The organism is Vibrio sp. L85, assembly GCF_963871815.1.
In the GTDB taxonomy this organism is placed as follows: domain Bacteria; phylum Pseudomonadota; class Gammaproteobacteria; order Enterobacterales; family Vibrionaceae; genus Vibrio; species Vibrio harveyi.
The window spans coordinates 316,539-331,804 of the sequence record NZ_CAWMYL010000176.1; the positions used below are offsets into that span (position 1 = coordinate 316,539).

Consider the following 15,266-nt stretch of genomic DNA (forward strand, 5'->3'; position numbering starts at 1 on the left):
CAAGCGATGTACGACTATTTGTGTTGCCTTGCCGAGGAACACATTGTCACGGAAGACGATAAATTAGTCTTTGATGCACTCAAACACAATGACATTCAGCATGCTTGTCAGGCAATTCGTGAGACGAAAACCGGAGAAGTGGAATACCAACACCTCACATTACGTTTTGGGTCGCGTGGTGAGCAGAGCGTGTATCAATTTGAGCTTTCTGAGCAAATGCTGTTTTGCTTAGATCTTTACAGCTTGTACCTCGCACTTCGCCAAACTCAATTTCAATTGGAAGCGTTTCATCCCGATTTGATCAGCAACGTGGTCGTACCAATTCATGTTGATGCACTGCTTTGGCAGCCTGGCGCACACTTTCTTGAGCAAATGATTCAGTTTCACAATGCAGGATTTCAACATGTCGTGCCCTCCCTGCAAGCAGATAAAGCGCTCTGCTTACACGAGCGCGTTGGTACTTTGGTTGAGCAGCTCAAAGAAAACGCCTTTGCACTCTGGTTCGAGATCGCGACAAATCAAATTCATTTTGAGCATATTGTGGATTTCGAGCCAGACATGATTAAGTTATCCGTGACGATAGAAAACAAAGAAGATCAACATGCGTTTTTGCCTATCGCTCGTTTCCTACGTCGCAATCAATTCCCATGGGTAGCAGGGCGTGTCGCAAGCCAAGTAGAACTCAACCGCTACCGTTTATTAGGCGCGAGTTACTATTTCGGATACTTCAGCGATATTCCTACGTCACTGTCTTTTCAATCGTTTGATGACGAATAAAGTAAGAATGCCGTAGAACAATAAGGGCGAATTCTAAATTTAGAGTTCGCCCTTTTTTTATACCCAGTAATCTTGAGATTCTTGGTCCAGCAAGGTTGATTTGGTTTGTATGCACGAAGGACTTAGTTTGTAGATGTGATGACGATTTAACAGTCTACTGGGGCTAAATCAGTCACTTTCTGGAATGGGCGTCACCAAAAACCATCAAAATGACCCATTTAGAAAAAATATTTAACTTTCTAATTAATCATTAAAACCAATCAACCGCCTCTTGTTAGTGAGCAGGGAAATTCCCGAGGCCTGAAAAGATATTGAAAACCAAGGAGACTTACGATGGCTTTATCTATGCATACTAACTACGCTTCACTTGTTACTCAAAACACGTTAAGCAACACAAATGGTCTTTTAAACACCGCAATGGAGCGTTTGAGCACAGGCTTCCGCGTTAACTCAGCAGCTGACGACGCTGCAGGTCTGCAAATTGCTAACCGTCTAGAAGCACAAACTCGTGGTATGAACGTAGCAATGCGTAACGCACAAGACGGCATCTCAATGATGCAAACTGCGGAAGGCGCGATGGATGAAATGACTAACATCGTTTACCGCATGAACGACCTAGCAACACAATCGTTGAACGGTTCAAACAGTGCTACTGACCGCGCTTCTCTTGATAAAGAATTCCAAGAGCTAACTAAAGAACTTAACAACATCGTTGACAACACTAAGTTCGGTGGTCAAAACCTACTTAAAGGCGGCGGCTTCGGTGCAGGCGCTGTATCATTCCAAATTGGTGCATCTTCAGCTGAAACACTGTCTGTAGACGCAAGTGCTGGTATTACTGAAATCACAGATATCCTAGCTGATGCAGCAATCACTGACGGTGTTGGTGACGCAGCTAAAGCGAAAGCAGCTCTTGATAAAATCAGTGGCGCTGCAGGTCTAGTTGAAAAGATTGGTTCTTCTCGTGCAGACTTCGGTGCGAACATCAACCGTCTAGAACACACTATGACTAACCTTGGCAACATGGTTGAGAACACTTCTGCAGCGAAAGGTCGTATCATGGATGCTGACTTCGCAGCTGAATCTTCAAGCATGACTAAGAACCAAATGCTTATGCAAGCTGGTACAACGGTTCTTTCTAAAACGAACCAACTGCCTGGTATGGCAATGTCGCTACTACGTTAATAGTCCCCTTCTATTAACTAAGAAGTTACAACATTTAGTTCGTCTGAAAGCTCTAAGCCTCCCATTCATCCGGGAGGCTTTTTTCGTTCACATAGGGTTGATTTATACCTATACCCAAGTGACTTCAAGATGCAGGATTCAGAGTGTTGTCATTGATTCGAGAGCAAGGAAAACAACGCAGTGTAATAGCCAGCTCTTTCCAAGTTGTTTGACGCAGCCATTTGTTTGACTAAAAAAGCGAGTCAAAGACACGCTCCCAAACGGCACTCTTAGTAAATAGTAAGGGTCTTGGCTTGTATACTTTATTGTCGATTCTTGATTTAGACCCACTAAACCTTTAAATCGCCGCCGCGTCTACAAACCAAGTCATTCTCGCTGAACCTAGCATCTCGAGGTTACTTGGGTATAAGTGAAAAACCGCCACGCAAAGATTTATTAACGACGAATGTAGATACTACTTGCACCATTGTTTTGATTAGTAGGGACACGAAATCCAGCTTTGAGCATGGTGTTGATCAGCACCTTATTAAACAGCTCAAACTCCGCAGATTCCGCACCATGAGTCGGATGGTAAGATTTAAGCTCAGGGAATCGCGAAACCGCTTCAATACGAATACTCGCCAACTCCTCAGCATTAATACTCTGTTTACTGCGTAGTTTGGTTCCAATGAAGGCTTCGTATGCACGGGCACACTTCATAAGTCTAAAAACAAAATCATTCATTACTGTCGTTCTTTTTTGGATCTAATTGAGGAATAGCCGGACGTTATACCCAAGTGACTTCAAGATGCAGGATTCAGAGCGTTGTCATTGACAACCACAAAAATTGCAGGGGCATAAGATAGCAAAAACAGTTCTCTTATTAGGGTAAGAAAAATCTGAAACACTTAGCAGTAAACCCCGAAATCTGCTCACTATGCGTACAGCCTCATAGCCTCATTTTCTCCTCTCGATACCCAACTTATTCTCACTCAACCAAGCCTCTCAGGTTACTCGGGTATTGCGTTAAATCTTTGCCTATTTTTGGTCGCCTCTTCTATTTGGGAAACCCCAAGAGTATTCAGGGGAAGAGCGGAACCAACAGGTGGAAAATCCGCTTCCTCCCAACCACACAAAATCATCGTAGTGCATTGTTTTATATAGACTTAAACATTAGGCACGCATCTTGCGATAGACAATTTATTAGTGGCACTGCGACAGCTCGCAGTGCCAACCACAGATGAGAGAGGGAGCGACCTCATGAGTTCATTAGATCCAATACGCATGGCAACCCAATTCGCCACGTTAGATGTTCAACCATTTCAGAAACGCTACAAGCTGCAAACAGACAAGTATCAATCTCAATTAACAGCGTTAGGCAAAGTAGAAACTGCCCTTCGCGACTTCCGCACCGCCGTCAAAGAGATGAACAGCAGCACCAACAGCGTTATCAAAAACAAAGCTACGACATCTCAAGAAGGTTTTTTTACTGCTGAGGCCGATGCCAAAGCTTTGGTGGGTAACTATCAGATCTTCGTTAAACAAGTTGCAACCTCACACCAGATCTCTACGGGTATGCCCGCAAGCTTGGATGCATCAACAGAAATCCCTGCGGTGGGTTCTTTAGATTTCACCATCAACGGTGAAAGCATGAGCTTGGACTTATCAACCGTTGATAACGACGGCGATGGTAAAGCAACCATGACAGAGCTGGTTAGTGCAATCAACAACGACGCCGATAACCCTGGCGTTAACGCCACACTTGTGCGCTCTAACGGTCAAACTCACTTTATGTTGTCTAGCACCAAAACAGGTGTCGCAAACACAATCAATGCGAGCGCATCGGGTACTGGTGAAGCATGGTTTGAAAATGCTTTCACTAGCACGACTGAGATAAGTAAACCACAAGATGCCATTATTCGACTTGGTTCAGAAACCAGCGGTCTAAAGCTAACTAACGCAAGCAACACTTTTGAAGGCGTGATTGATGGTGTCGACCTTACAGTAACGAAAGCGCAAAAGTCAGGTGAAACACCGATTGCACTTGAAGTGAGCACAGATTCAGAAGGCACAAAAGAACAGGTTGATAAGTTCGTTGAAGCATATAACTCATTGATTTCAACCATCGATGAATACACCAAAACAGGTGGCGAAGATCAAGCACGTGGCGTACTTGCCAGTGATCCAACCATGCGCACTATCGAAAGCCAGGTTTCGAGCCTAGTTCGTGGTGAACACGGCGGCATGCGTTTGAGTGAAATCGGCATTACGTTAGACCGTTCTGGAAAGATGAAAGTCGATCACACCAAGCTTAACGAAGCTCAAAAGAGCAACAGTGCTGCACTAGGGTCCATCTTTAACGGTGATGGTGCACTTCTAGATTCACTGGATGACATGGCAGAACCTTTCCTGAAGTTCTCTTCTGGCACATTCAAATCTCGCAAAGATGCACTACAAGCCAACCTTGGACGCATCGAAGATAAACAAACCACGTTAGAGCGCAAGTACGAGATGTCGTACAAACGCTACATCAAACAATTTACCCAAATGAACACGTTAATGACGCAAATGAACCAAACCCAGTCGTTGTTTGGTTAAGGCTTTAGGAGAACTACTCATGCTCATGGATTCCGGCTACGACTCGTACCAGCAAGTCGATCTTGATGCACAAGCTGCATCAGCAAACCCACATCAGCTCGTTGTCATGTTAATCGATGGCTTACTCGATGAAGTTGAACGCATACGCGGTCACCTAGCTGCCAACCGACTTGCGGAAAAAGGCGCAAGTATTAACAAATGCATGAACATCCTCATTGGATTAAGCAGCGCTTTAGATGAAGAGAACGGCGGTGAAATTGCTGACAACTTACGTCAACTTTACGACTTCTGCCAAGTAGAGCTGTTCTACACCAGCGTACAAAACGACACATCACGTCTAGACAACGTTGAACGTGTCATGGGTAACATTCGAGAAGGTTGGATGAATTTTGGACAGCAAGCATAAAGTGTCGCCAGAGCGATTTCGCCACTTATCAAAACTGATCCAAATCGCCACTAAAACGGCTGATTGGCGAGCTCTTAAGCGCTACGACTTACAGTTGCGAGAGCTGCTTATTAGCCACAAGCCATTCTTGAAAGACCCAAAACTGGCGCCGGAAATCCAACGAGCGAAAGCAGTGCACGCAAGTGCTTTTACTACGTTGGAAAAAGCCACCAACGAGCTAGAGCAAGAAATGAGTTCGGTGAGTAACCAGCAAGAGCGAGCCATGGCGTATCAACTTGCAATGACCATGGAGCTAACACAATGATGGTAACCAATTCAATTTCTGGCGGTGTTGCTTCTCAGCCAACCCAAGATGGGAAAGTAATGCAGGCACGATCCGAGCAAGGGTTTTCTGCATCATCTTCTCAAACTCAGCAAGAAGCGCTATCCGGTCACGTTCCTGTACCCGGCTTTCGTTTGAATGCACAAGCGTTGCCTAAAGCGCCTGCCGATACAGAAACAACCGAGCAAGGTTCAAGTTCTGAAGATGCCCCGGTGGATGCCCTACTCAGTTCTCAAGCTCCAGCGACGCCAGCCAATTTAGCAGCTCAAGCACAAGCTCTGATGCAAGGCATGGTGAAAGCAGCCGGCAAACAAGGCGAATCTGGTCAAGTTACGACCAAAGCGATAAATGGCTCAACGCAAGCAACCAGTACGGCAACTCAACCACACTCTACACTGGGAGCGGCGACGCAAACGTCAGAGAATCAAAGCATAGCCAAAGCTAGCGCCACAAATCAGGTCAAAGTATCTGCAGCAGATTTGCAAACACTCCTTAACCAGCCAGTTCAGGGACAGCCTTTGACGGCTAATGCGCAAGTGCAGTCACCGACAGCTCATGCGGCGCACACCAATCCTACGACGCCGCTCGCAGCAACCCAAGCTCAGGGGTCGGAATGGGCGGCAGTTCGTGTCGATACCAGTTCTGGTAAATGGGGTGAGCAGATGATGCAAGTACTTCAAGACCGCGTGACGTTGCAAGCACAACAGAACCTGCAAGAAGCCAAGATTCGTCTCGATCCGCCAGAACTCGGTAAGTTGGATCTATTGGTTCGTGTCGAGGGAGATCGCTTAAGCGTGCAAATCAACGCTAATAGCACCGTAACACGCGAAGCATTGATGCAAGTTTCAGAACGCTTAAGAACGGAACTTCAAGAGCAAAACTTCGTTCATGTCGATGTCAATGTCGGCTCGGATCAAGGTCAAGAGCGACACGCGCATGATGGCAACCAAGAAGAGGCATCTATCTTTGCCGCTCGCGAATCCAGCACCTTTCAATCTAATACAACAACAAACTATTCAGAGCATTGGCTAAACACTCAAGCCTAATGAATCACCGAGGAAAAAGGTTATGACCAAACAACAAATGATCGCCCTGTTTATCGCCATGATCATCACCAGTGCCCTCGTTTCCGGAGTCACTGTGATTGGTGGTATTTGGTATCTAAACAAAAGCGCACAGTCAGTATCATCGGCGTCCAGTTTCAACGATTATTTAGAGGACTCCCCACTGGCTTTTCTAGCGGTCGAGCAACCAACGAGTAAAGGGCCAAGCTTCCATCCGTTGGAGAGAGTGGTATTGACTATCAAAGGTAAAAAACAAACGCACTTTGTAATGTTAGAGCTAGCCTTAGAAACACGTCGCCCTGAGCGCATCAAAAGCATCGATGACTACATGCCTATGGTGCAGAACTCATTGCTTAAGCTATTCAGCGATAAAACATTCGATGAGCTACAACAAACAGGTGCTATCGACACTTTGCAAAGTGAGGTGAAAGAAACCTTGCTACTGGCATTCGCAAAAACTGACATCGTGCGTGATATCGATGATGTTCTGCTAACCAAATACGTTGTGCAATAACGGGGCACAACTATGTTGGAGATGAACTTACAGGAAAGTTATACCGAGACGGAGGAAGTGAACACGCCGTCTCGCCCGATTGACGAGAATGCGCTATTGCAGCGTCATCAGATCATGGTCAAACGTGTTGTGAACCAACTGCGTGTTCATGCAACGTCTCATTGCAGCATCGAAGATATGCAACAAATTGGTCTGATTGCTCTTGTTGAAGCGGGTCGTCGTTACGGGGATGTGGAAGATCCACACTTCCCTGCTTTCGCCGTTTGTCGTGTTCGTGGTGCCATTCTCGATGAGCTACGCCGATTGGATTGGCGATCACGCAAGACACGTCAGCAAGCGCATGAGCTGAACGACGTGACCCGAGATCTCACTCGTGCTCTTGGCAGAATGCCAACCGATGCCGAGATCATTAAAGCCCTCGGCACCGATGAGAAAGATTACTACAACCGCCAAAACGCGGCGCTTGCAGGCGAAATGCAAAGTCTCGATCAGTTGATGGAAAGCGGTAATGACAGCCACTTTGGTGGTCAATATGACGGTATGGAGCATGAACATATACGTCGTAGCTTAGACAGTGCTCTTGGCAAAATGCCAAAACGAGACCAACTGTTGCTGACCTTGTTTTACCAACACGAACTCAACCTACATGAAATCGCGCTCGTGCTCGACCTGACACCACCTCGCATCTGTCAGTTGCACAAACAAGCGCTTAAACAACTTAACCAATTAATGTCCTCTTAGGAGTCACGAGATGCAAAAGTTTTTTGGAGCCATTACTGTCCTGTTGTGTGTCTTCGGCGGATACATGTGGGCAGGCGGTAATCTGGGTGCAATCTGGCAACCCGCTGAATTTATGATCATCATTGGTGCCGCTGCTGGCTCACTGATCATTGGTAACCCTCCGCAAGTCTTGAAAGAAATGCGTCAGCAATTGCGCGCAACCATTTCAGGTCCTGACGAAGAGTATGAATACTACATGGAGTTAATGGCGCTGCTTAACAATCTACTAGAGACTGCTCGCAGCCGCGGTTTTAAGTTTCTCGATTCACATATTGAATCACCAGAACAGAGCTCTATGTTCCTCGCTTATCCAAAAGTAAGTGACGACCATCGTCTTATTTCTTTCATTACTGATAATTTACGTTTAATGGCAATGGGACAAATGTCGCCTCATGAATTAGAGGGACTGTTAGAACAAGAAATCGAAGCAATTCAAACCGAAATGCTGTTGCCATCGCGCTCTATGCAACGCACCGCAGAAGCACTTCCTGGGTTCGGTATTCTTGCTGCAGTTGGTGGCATCATCATTACTATGCAAGCCATTGATGGTTCAATTGCCCTAATCGGTTATCACGTTGCTGCTGCCCTCGTCGGTACATTCATTGGTATTTTTGGTTGTTACTGTTGTTTAGATCCACTCAGTAACGCCATGGCTCAGCGAGTGAAACGAAACATGACGGCTTTCGAATGTGTGCGCGCCACTTTGGTCGCTTACGTTGCGAAAAAGCCAACATTGCTCGCTATCGATGCTGGTCGTAAACACATTCAGTTAGACATCAAACCTACTTTCAACCAAATGGAGAAGTGGCTATCTGAACAGGAGGGATAATGCAAAAACAAGAGCATGTGGTGTTCAAACGCGTCAAAGCACACAACCATGATGAGTTTCATGGTGGCGCGTGGAAGGTCGCGTTTGCCGACTTTATGATCGCTTTGATGGCGCTGTTTCTTGTACTTTGGGTCATGCAGGTGGTCGACAAGGAAGAGCGCAAAGCCATTATGGCTCACCTTCATAGCTCGAGTGTCTTCGATAAGAGTTACGGTAACCCTTTCGATACCTCGCAAAGTATCTCTCCAATCGACTTGGCACAGGACTCTTCTGTGCCAAGTAAACACAACTCGAATCATGTCGTGAGCTCGTACTTCCAAGGTGATGGCGATGGTCCAGAAATCGACTCGCTGATCCCTGGTAACTTCGACACACAAGAGCAACTTGCTCTACTGGCGAAAGTCATCGATGAAGTGGTAGGTCAAATCAGCGCACAAGGTAACGTCAACGTAACCATTACGCCACAAGGTCTACGTATCGCACTGCAAGATGATTACAAGCAGCACATGTTCAGTCGTGGTGGCGCGGAGTTGACCCCTTTCTTTGAAGATTTACTGCTTGCGCTTGCACCTGTGTTTGAACGCATCAGCAACCCATTGATCATCAGTGGTCATACTGACTCTACACCTTTCAAAAAGCACTTTGGTCGACAATCAAACTGGGCATTGTCCGCGTCTCGTGCCGACGTTGCGAGAAAAACGCTTGTTGAGGGTGGCATGCCTGATGAGCGAGTCATGCAAGTCACGGGGATGTCCGATCGTGCGCTGCTTAACCCGGATGAACCAGATTCAAGCGAAAACCGCCGTATAGAGTTGTTTATTCTCACTACGCCCGCTGCTCAGGTTTTAGAAACCTTCTTCGGAGACCAGCAAGACAGTGAGCTAGAAAAAGCAAAACAGAAAGCGGAGTTTAACCAGCCAGTGATAAGACAAGAAGTGATTCGTTATTCTGTTGAATCTGACAATCAAAAAGCCAAGATTCAAGACCTCTAAACCCAAAAAGGTCACCAGTTTCATTCCTTCTGCGTGACCTTTTTTTTCCCCAATATCATGATTGCAGTAATTGTTTAGTTGAGTTCGATATGCCATTACCCGCGGCCAATAAGCCTAACAATGATTCGCTAAAGAAAGCGTTCCTTTGGCTAATCGTTTTTGATTATCTATTGCTGGGATTCTTTCTTACTCAGTTATCAAGTTTAAGCCTGAATAGCGGTACCATGATCAGTTTGCTGCTCGTTGTTTACAACGTCTTGCTGGTCTCATTCTGTTACCAGCGCACCAGCAATCATGACTCCTACATCATCTATCCAGTGTTATCTGCAACCTTGCTGGCGTTTACCTTCCTCCTGTATTTTTTCTTTTTGGTGTAGCGACACGACTCGCTCATTTAATTTGGAACTAAGATTTACGTCAGCACATACTCGCTTATCATCTTGTTGAATGAGATTAGATCGAACGAGCCTTTTATCTCAAAGCTCACTCGCCCAACCTCACTGAGAAAGAACTCAATCTCACAGTCTAAATCGAACGTGCCTGATGTCTCAATTGAGAAAGCATTTATCTTGCTATAAGGAAGCGACGTGTAATCCACTTTTGAGCCAGTGATGCCCTGAACGTTAGCAGCGATAACACGCTTGTTGGTGAACACCACTTGGTCACGGACGGTTTTAAAGCCAGCAAAAACGGTCTCACCGTCAATTAAGAACTTGTGAAAATCGTCGCGAACTTTAGAGACTTCTATTGGCTTAAGCTTGAATACCGAGGAACTGTCAAAATCGATCATGGCATTACCTTGTGTTTGAATAAGTAGAGTGACGACTCCATTAATAGCAAAGTCTCTACAACGAACCTACTCATATTCATCACTTTTCTAACTCCATCTCGTTTTTGGGTTTCCAACGGCTTATTTCCATCCTTGTCGCCACTGCTGTGTATCTTTTAGATCATGCCAATCTAATTCACGCTCTCGCTTGGTCATAACCGCCTCAATCACACACCTCACGACATTGCCCTCTTCATCAAACTCCATTTCTGAAATGATAAAGTGCTTTTCTTTATTTACGGGTTGTGCCGCCGTCCATTTACTACGAAGCAATTTCTTAGGATGAATCCGATTCATAACGCCCTGCCATTCATACAAAAAACCTTGCTCTTCTTACGTATAAAGAGACAAATGCAATCACTTTCAAGACAAGAAATTATTTTTGAAAAATTACGCTTTTTTCGATTGGTTTGATCTGTTTTTGCTGCGGTTCCTGTTAGTTTGAAAATTCGTTCAAACACAACAAATCAGACAACAACAATGAAAAAAACAACATTATTACTTGCTTCCGTAGCACTGGCAGTTTCTGGCGTCGCTCAAGCCGACAAGCTAGAAGACATTCAAAAATCAGGAACATTGCGTGTCGGTACAACTGGCGATTACAAACCCTTTTCTTACTATGACGGCAAAAGTTACTCTGGTTACGATATTGATGTCGCGAAACACATCGCCGAGCAGTTAGGCGTAGAGCTAAAGCTGGTTCGTACTACTTGGAAAGACCTGCTGACAGACCTTAACCAAGACAAATATGACATCGCGATGGGCGGTATTACACGTAAGATGCAACGTCAATTGAATGCAGAACAAACTCAGGGTTATATGACGTTTGGCAAGTGTTTCTTGGTCGCAAAAGGCAAAGCCGAGCAATACAACACGTTGGATAAAGTAAACCAAGCATCCGTTCGTGTAGGCGTTAACATCGGTGGCACCAACGAGAAATTCGCCGATGCAAATCTGAAAGATGCCAGCTTTACTCGTTTCGAAAATAACTTAGATGTGCCGAAAGCTGTCGCTACGGGCAAAGTGGATGTGATGGTTACCGAGACACCTGAAGGTCTATTCTATCAAGTCACCGATGAGCGTTTAGAAGCCGCACGCTGTGAAGACCCGTTCACCAAAGGTCAATTTGGTTACCTTATCCCGAAAGGCGAACAGCGCTTATTGAATACGGTGAATTTCATCATGGACGACATGAAGCTCAAAGGCATTGATGATCAATTTATGCACCACAACTCACTGAAGTAATTTATTAGCCGGCTTTTCCAAGCCGGTTTTTCTTGCTTCTTTTAGCACTTAACGCCATATTGTAATGCTGCGCTAATTTTACCGCACTAACCATCTCCTGATGGTTCTAATATCAACCATGATTAATAGGTAAAATATGAAATTCTCAAGCACGCTCCCTAAAGCTCATGAACAGCTTCTAAAAAAGATTCTTGCGGTATTTACTGCCGACCAACGCATCCTCGGCATTGGAGCGAGTGGCTCTTATGCTTCTGATTCAATGGATAAATACAGTGATTTGGACTTGGTTATCGCCATCAACCCTGATGATGTGGAATCGGTGATGACAGAACGCTTTGCACTTATCGATAAGGTAGAAGGACAAGTCGCGGCGTTCACTGGTGAGCACGTGGGAGAACCAAGGTTGGTCATCGCGATTTACGCACCTGATGCCATTCACGTTGATTTCAAATTTGTCGCACTGCAGGATGCAGCAGCACGCGTGGATCATACAAAAGTACTTTGGGAGCGCGATGGTCAATTATCGCAAGTCTTCACCACTTCGCAGCCCCATTACCCTCAACCAGATCCGCAATGGATTGAAGACCGCTTTTGGATTTGGGTCCATTATGGCGCGACCAAAATTGCGCGTGGTGAGTATTTTGAAGCAGCTGAGTTCTTGTCTTTCCTTCGCTCGGTTGCCATATCACCACTGGCTTTACAGCAACAAGGATTAACCCCTTCAGGTGTAAGGAAGATTGAATCCCGTTTGCCTAAGTTTAGTGAACAGTTAAAGCAGACCGTTGCTATGCCAGAACGCGACGCCCTTATTCCCGCATTCCAAAAGATCATTGAACTCTACTTAGCATTGCGAGAAAACGAGCAGGTCAGTATCAAACCACAAGCCCAACAGCTTTGTATGGATTATTTTACCCAAGAGCTAATGGGTAAGTAGAAACAGTAAAGGGGATAGTCATATCCCCTTTTTGTTGTACCCTCACGCTGTGCTGTTACTAACGCCACCGTTGTTGTTCAAAGCCTTATAGTGAATAAAAGTAGCATGGTCGCTGAATGCAGAGGCGTCACTAAAAAGTGGTGGGCACTTAATAAAACTTCCTTAACTTGAGAACCGTCGACTCAACATCTCGAAGCTTACGTAAACGAACGCTGAGAAAGCTCTGATTGATACCCACCGTTTCAGTGGCTAAGCGCTGGCTTTTTCCTTCGACTAAGTGCATTCGAAGTGCTTTTATTAATACTGTTGAGCGAATTTTAGTAAGCTGAATCAATAACATCAGTTGTTCTTCTGAAACTTGACCTCTTCTAAGTGCCATCACCTTTTCTCCTTGAGCGCAGAGTTTAAATTGCCTTATGAATAGTCAAACTTTTTAATTTCGGTATTGGCGTAAGAACTCGCCAAAACCAAGATCCCCGGTCCAAAAATTAATCGCGTGTTCAACGCCTTGGCTGGTGTAGGTTGCCCCACTGATTCCATCGACAGAGTAAGCGTCTTGTGTATTGCGCCCTTCCTGTACGATACGAATCGATGGATGACCATGGTCGAATAAAGGCTTATCTTTGAACTGCTTTGTCCAGTTAGCGTTATCGGTAATCTCCGCCCCTAATCCTGCGCTCTCCCCATGTTTGTAAAACGACAGACTCGCAATGTGGTAGTTGTCGCTATAGAGGGCTAAGTAGCCATAAATCAAACCAAATTTACCTTCACCACGAATTGGCAAAACAATTCGAGAGACTTGCCCGTTATCATCTTTAATCAAATACACAGGCAACCTATTTTCACGCATTTTAATCCCAGCAAGATCATCACGGGAAGATAGCTTTACTGCATTACTTGGGTCGATGGGAAATGCAGAGAATGACTCGTCTACACTCATGGAGGCATCGCGATATTCACCGCTATCAAGGTCGACGGCTTCAACCGATACATATTGCTCCATCAATTTCTTCATCGGCATACGCTTGTCCATTAACCCTGCCGATTCTGCGAGGGTAAGACGCTGATCCAACTGCGTCAATTTAGGTGGCTCTTTCTTTGCTTGCTCGGGTTCAGAACAACCACTCAAACTAAACAACGCTGCTGCGACCAACGCCAAACCTATTCGTACTTTCATTGAGCCACCTTATTTCAGCTTACGAGGCACCACTTGCGCGATCACTTTGAAGTCACCTTGATTGGTGTTTACTACCATCGTCAGGTACTCACCAAGTTCTAATTCACGCTTTGGACCAAACATCATGAAATGGTGTGTATTTGGCGTAAGCGCGAGTTTTTTATGTGCAGGAATAGTGATGCTTTTCACCATAAACATTTTGCGCTTACCCGCTTCATACTTCGTCCCGTGTAGCATGGTCTTGTCGAATTCATCCACTTTGAAGCCATTGATGACTAAAGCTTCATCTGAGTTATTGTGAATGGTCATTTTCGACCCCGTTCCCTTTGCACCGCTGGCTAACTGAAAGATGACTGGTGATTCAATTTGTACTTTTTCTTGTAAGTTTTCAGTCGCCCAAGCAGAAGACATCATGGCAAAGACAGTAATCAGAGCGGTCAAAAACGGGCGGAATTTTGTAAGTAACATTTGGTTGATTCCTAAAATGATTAAAGTTGAGAGATGACCTTGTCCAGATCCATACTCGCTGAATAGCCGATGTGCATGTCCACCAGCTTTCCATCGCGATTGATGAGGTAAGTTGTGGGTGTCACCCCAATAGAGAAACGTTCTTTAGTGATGCCCAATTGATCTTTCACCATCGGAAATGAAAACCCATATTTGGTGGCGTATTCATTTAAGTCGACCTCGTAGTCATCAATGTTAATCGCTATCACTGCGACTTCATCGCTTCGACGTGCATATACGTCTTGCCATTTCTTCATCATGGCAATGCACGCACCGCAGGTGGAAGACCAAAATTCCAGAACAATTTTCTTACCTTGATAGCTTTCAAGACTTACCGTTTGTTGCGCCGCATTCATTGCAGCAATATCAGGACTCGGTTGCCCGATTTGTGCTTTTTGGTCTTTACAACCAAATAACGCAAGCATGGCTAACAGCGCGATCACGTAGCGGCGTTTATGCCACATCTAACACCTCCTCTCCGATGTACTTGCCGTGTTGGAGGCGGATGATTCGGTCCGTGTACTGACCTAAGCTTGGGTTGTGGGTGACCATAATGATGGTTCGGTTTTGTGCATGGAGTTTTTGGAAAATATCGAGGACGATTTTTTCGTTCTCCTCATCCAAGTTACCAGTGGGTTCGTCAGCAAACAGGATCGGGCTTTCATTCACAATCGCGCGAGCGATGCATACACGCTGCTGCTCACCACCAGAAAGCTGACTCGGTAAGTGTTCAAAGCGGTGCCCTAGACCTACTTGTTCTAACACTCGCTTTGCTGCTTCTTCATCGGGCACACTATGGTAATGCTGCGCAAGCATCACGTTCTCCAGAGCAGTGAGATAAGGAATGAGATGAAACTGCTGGAAGACCAGACCGATTTTCTCTGCTCGAAATGCTCGTCGCCCTTCTTCATCTAGGCTGTCCGCTTCCTCACCATCGAGGAACACCTTGCCTGAGGTCGGATTGTCCAAACAGCTGAGGATATTCATTAAGGTCGTTTTACCTGAGCCCGACGCCCCCATAATGGCAACAAACTCCCCTTTTTTGACCTCAATATTGATATCGTCCAATGCATGAACTTGGTCAAAAACCTTGCATAAGCCTTCGGTCTTAATAGCGTAATCTGACAT

Annotated in this window: 21 protein-coding genes; 13 read left to right on the forward strand and 8 right to left on the reverse strand. The window is 45.4% G+C overall.

Going from position 1 to position 15,266, the window contains the following annotated elements; all coding sequences use genetic code 11:
• Positions 1-6: 6 nt before the first annotated feature.
• Both AACR11_RS18905 and lafA read left to right on the forward strand, forming a co-directional pair.
• Positions 7-777 (forward strand): EAL domain-containing protein, encoded by a 771-nt coding sequence (locus AACR11_RS18905; protein WP_029790758.1) that lies wholly within the window; start codon positions 7-9, stop codon positions 775-777.
• A 333-nt stretch (positions 778-1,110) separates the two neighbouring features.
• Positions 1,111-1,962 carry a lateral flagellin LafA gene (lafA, locus tag AACR11_RS18910; RefSeq protein WP_029790757.1) on the forward strand — a complete coding sequence of 284 codons (852 nt, stop codon included), beginning with the start codon at positions 1,111-1,113 and terminating at the stop codon, positions 1,960-1,962.
• 435 nt (positions 1,963-2,397) lie between these two features.
• Here lafA and AACR11_RS18915 read toward each other — a convergent pair whose 3' ends face one another.
• The gene (locus AACR11_RS18915; protein ID WP_029789620.1) at positions 2,398-2,685 is read right to left on the reverse strand and encodes a hypothetical protein; all 288 of its coding nucleotides are present in this window, start codon (positions 2,683-2,685) and stop codon (positions 2,398-2,400) included.
• Positions 2,686-3,201: 516 nt separating this feature from the next.
• Between AACR11_RS18915 and fliD the strand changes: the two genes are divergently transcribed.
• The 9 genes from fliD (at position 3,202) to AACR11_RS18960 (ending at position 9,823) form a co-directional block, all read left to right on the forward strand.
• Entirely contained in the window at positions 3,202-4,539 is a 1,338-nt protein-coding gene (fliD, locus tag AACR11_RS18920) for a flagellar filament capping protein FliD (protein ID WP_009702927.1), read from the forward strand.
• 19 nt (positions 4,540-4,558) lie between these two features.
• Positions 4,559-4,945, forward strand: coding sequence for a flagellar export chaperone FliS (gene fliS, locus AACR11_RS18925; protein WP_005448674.1), 387 nt, complete (start codon positions 4,559-4,561; stop codon positions 4,943-4,945).
• Positions 4,929-5,249, forward strand: a complete 321-nt coding sequence (locus AACR11_RS18930; protein WP_009702929.1) for a hypothetical protein — start codon at positions 4,929-4,931, stop codon at positions 5,247-5,249. Before fliS ends, AACR11_RS18930 begins: the two co-directional genes overlap by 17 nt.
• Positions 5,246-6,313, forward strand: a complete 1,068-nt coding sequence (locus AACR11_RS18935; RefSeq protein ID WP_029789122.1) for a flagellar hook-length control protein FliK — start codon at positions 5,246-5,248, stop codon at positions 6,311-6,313. The genes AACR11_RS18930 and AACR11_RS18935 overlap by 4 nt, the downstream gene beginning before the upstream one ends.
• 22 nt (positions 6,314-6,335) lie before the next feature.
• A complete protein-coding gene (locus AACR11_RS18940) occupies positions 6,336-6,845 on the forward strand; it encodes a flagellar basal body-associated FliL family protein (RefSeq protein WP_005448671.1) in 510 nt (169 codons plus the stop codon).
• Between the two features lie 12 nt (positions 6,846-6,857).
• Positions 6,858-7,586 (forward strand): FliA/WhiG family RNA polymerase sigma factor, encoded by a 729-nt coding sequence (locus AACR11_RS18945; RefSeq protein ID WP_005448669.1) that lies wholly within the window; start codon positions 6,858-6,860, stop codon positions 7,584-7,586.
• A 10-nt stretch (positions 7,587-7,596) separates the two neighbouring features.
• The gene (motA, locus tag AACR11_RS18950) at positions 7,597-8,454 is read left to right on the forward strand and encodes a flagellar motor stator protein MotA (RefSeq protein ID WP_005448668.1); all 858 of its coding nucleotides are present in this window, start codon (positions 7,597-7,599) and stop codon (positions 8,452-8,454) included.
• Complete coding sequence (locus AACR11_RS18955) at positions 8,454-9,446, forward strand: flagellar motor protein MotB (RefSeq protein ID WP_005448665.1); 993 nt, start codon at positions 8,454-8,456, stop codon at positions 9,444-9,446. Before motA ends, AACR11_RS18955 begins: the two co-directional genes overlap by 1 nt.
• 89 nt (positions 9,447-9,535) lie before the next feature.
• The gene (locus AACR11_RS18960; protein WP_029789123.1) at positions 9,536-9,823 is read left to right on the forward strand and encodes a hypothetical protein; all 288 of its coding nucleotides are present in this window, start codon (positions 9,536-9,538) and stop codon (positions 9,821-9,823) included.
• A 35-nt stretch (positions 9,824-9,858) separates the two neighbouring features.
• Here AACR11_RS18960 and AACR11_RS18965 read toward each other — a convergent pair whose 3' ends face one another.
• Both AACR11_RS18965 and AACR11_RS18970 read right to left on the reverse strand, forming a co-directional pair.
• Positions 9,859-10,236, reverse strand: coding sequence for a PH domain-containing protein (locus AACR11_RS18965; protein WP_029789124.1), 378 nt, complete (start codon positions 10,234-10,236; stop codon positions 9,859-9,861).
• A gap of 120 nt (positions 10,237-10,356) precedes the next feature.
• Entirely contained in the window at positions 10,357-10,572 is a 216-nt protein-coding gene (locus AACR11_RS18970) for a TIGR02450 family Trp-rich protein (protein ID WP_005448652.1), read from the reverse strand.
• A gap of 183 nt (positions 10,573-10,755) precedes the next feature.
• Between AACR11_RS18970 and AACR11_RS18975 the strand changes: the two genes are divergently transcribed.
• Both AACR11_RS18975 and AACR11_RS18980 read left to right on the forward strand, forming a co-directional pair.
• On the forward strand, positions 10,756-11,520 hold the full coding sequence (locus tag AACR11_RS18975; protein ID WP_029789125.1) for a transporter substrate-binding domain-containing protein: 765 nt from the start codon (positions 10,756-10,758) through the stop codon (positions 11,518-11,520).
• A 136-nt stretch (positions 11,521-11,656) separates the two neighbouring features.
• Positions 11,657-12,454 (forward strand): aminoglycoside 6-adenylyltransferase, encoded by a 798-nt coding sequence (locus AACR11_RS18980; RefSeq protein WP_029789126.1) that lies wholly within the window; start codon positions 11,657-11,659, stop codon positions 12,452-12,454.
• Between the two features lie 148 nt (positions 12,455-12,602).
• Here the strand turns inward: AACR11_RS18980 and AACR11_RS18985 are convergent, their stop codons facing one another.
• From AACR11_RS18985 to AACR11_RS19005, 5 genes are read right to left on the reverse strand one after another with little or no spacing between them, the layout of a single operon-like run.
• Complete coding sequence (locus tag AACR11_RS18985) at positions 12,603-12,833, reverse strand: PapB/FocB family fimbrial expression transcriptional regulator (protein WP_009699420.1); 231 nt, start codon at positions 12,831-12,833, stop codon at positions 12,603-12,605.
• 54 nt (positions 12,834-12,887) lie between these two features.
• The gene (nqrC, locus tag AACR11_RS18990; protein ID WP_009696933.1) at positions 12,888-13,631 is read right to left on the reverse strand and encodes an NADH:ubiquinone reductase (Na(+)-transporting) subunit C; all 744 of its coding nucleotides are present in this window, start codon (positions 13,629-13,631) and stop codon (positions 12,888-12,890) included.
• A 9-nt stretch (positions 13,632-13,640) separates the two neighbouring features.
• Complete coding sequence (locus tag AACR11_RS18995) at positions 13,641-14,099, reverse strand: copper chaperone PCu(A)C (protein ID WP_005448646.1); 459 nt, start codon at positions 14,097-14,099, stop codon at positions 13,641-13,643.
• A 20-nt stretch (positions 14,100-14,119) separates the two neighbouring features.
• Positions 14,120-14,602 carry a TlpA family protein disulfide reductase gene (locus tag AACR11_RS19000; protein ID WP_009696931.1) on the reverse strand — a complete coding sequence of 161 codons (483 nt, stop codon included), beginning with the start codon at positions 14,600-14,602 and terminating at the stop codon, positions 14,120-14,122.
• Positions 14,592-15,266: an ABC transporter ATP-binding protein gene (locus AACR11_RS19005; RefSeq protein ID WP_017188592.1), complete on the reverse strand. Its 675-nt coding sequence runs from the start codon at positions 15,264-15,266 to the stop codon at positions 14,592-14,594. The genes AACR11_RS19000 and AACR11_RS19005 overlap by 11 nt, the downstream gene beginning before the upstream one ends.

What these genes read in the sequence shown, in the direction of transcription:
- AACR11_RS18985 (WP_009699420.1), bottom strand. Translation starts at nt 12,833, where the DNA reads ATGGCACTTAGAAGAGGTCAAGTTTCAGAAGAACAACTGATGTTATTG.
- AACR11_RS19000 (WP_009696931.1), bottom strand. Translation starts at nt 14,602, where the DNA reads ATGTGGCATAAACGCCGCTACGTGATCGCGCTGTTAGCCATGCTTGCG.
- AACR11_RS18995 (WP_005448646.1), bottom strand. Translation starts at nt 14,099, where the DNA reads ATGTTACTTACAAAATTCCGCCCGTTTTTGACCGCTCTGATTACTGTC.
- AACR11_RS19005 (WP_017188592.1), bottom strand. Translation starts at nt 15,266, where the DNA reads ATGTCAGATTACGCTATTAAGACCGAAGGCTTATGCAAGGTTTTTGAC.
- AACR11_RS18980 (WP_029789126.1), top strand. Translation starts at nt 11,657, where the DNA reads ATGAAATTCTCAAGCACGCTCCCTAAAGCTCATGAACAGCTTCTAAAA.
- AACR11_RS18960 (WP_029789123.1), top strand. Translation starts at nt 9,536, where the DNA reads ATGCCATTACCCGCGGCCAATAAGCCTAACAATGATTCGCTAAAGAAA.
- AACR11_RS18940 (WP_005448671.1), top strand. Translation starts at nt 6,336, where the DNA reads ATGACCAAACAACAAATGATCGCCCTGTTTATCGCCATGATCATCACC.
- fliS (WP_005448674.1), top strand. Translation starts at nt 4,559, where the DNA reads ATGCTCATGGATTCCGGCTACGACTCGTACCAGCAAGTCGATCTTGAT.
- AACR11_RS18915 (WP_029789620.1), bottom strand. Translation starts at nt 2,685, where the DNA reads ATGAATGATTTTGTTTTTAGACTTATGAAGTGTGCCCGTGCATACGAA.
- motA (WP_005448668.1), top strand. Translation starts at nt 7,597, where the DNA reads ATGCAAAAGTTTTTTGGAGCCATTACTGTCCTGTTGTGTGTCTTCGGC.
- fliD (WP_009702927.1), top strand. Translation starts at nt 3,202, where the DNA reads ATGAGTTCATTAGATCCAATACGCATGGCAACCCAATTCGCCACGTTA.
- AACR11_RS18970 (WP_005448652.1), bottom strand. Translation starts at nt 10,572, where the DNA reads ATGAATCGGATTCATCCTAAGAAATTGCTTCGTAGTAAATGGACGGCG.
- AACR11_RS18975 (WP_029789125.1), top strand. Translation starts at nt 10,756, where the DNA reads ATGAAAAAAACAACATTATTACTTGCTTCCGTAGCACTGGCAGTTTCT.
- AACR11_RS18965 (WP_029789124.1), bottom strand. Translation starts at nt 10,236, where the DNA reads ATGATCGATTTTGACAGTTCCTCGGTATTCAAGCTTAAGCCAATAGAA.
- AACR11_RS18935 (WP_029789122.1), top strand. Translation starts at nt 5,246, where the DNA reads ATGATGGTAACCAATTCAATTTCTGGCGGTGTTGCTTCTCAGCCAACC.
- nqrC (WP_009696933.1), bottom strand. Translation starts at nt 13,631, where the DNA reads ATGAAAGTACGAATAGGTTTGGCGTTGGTCGCAGCAGCGTTGTTTAGT.
- AACR11_RS18905 (WP_029790758.1), top strand. Translation starts at nt 7, where the DNA reads ATGTACGACTATTTGTGTTGCCTTGCCGAGGAACACATTGTCACGGAA.
- lafA (WP_029790757.1), top strand. Translation starts at nt 1,111, where the DNA reads ATGGCTTTATCTATGCATACTAACTACGCTTCACTTGTTACTCAAAAC.
- AACR11_RS18945 (WP_005448669.1), top strand. Translation starts at nt 6,858, where the DNA reads ATGTTGGAGATGAACTTACAGGAAAGTTATACCGAGACGGAGGAAGTG.
- AACR11_RS18955 (WP_005448665.1), top strand. Translation starts at nt 8,454, where the DNA reads ATGCAAAAACAAGAGCATGTGGTGTTCAAACGCGTCAAAGCACACAAC.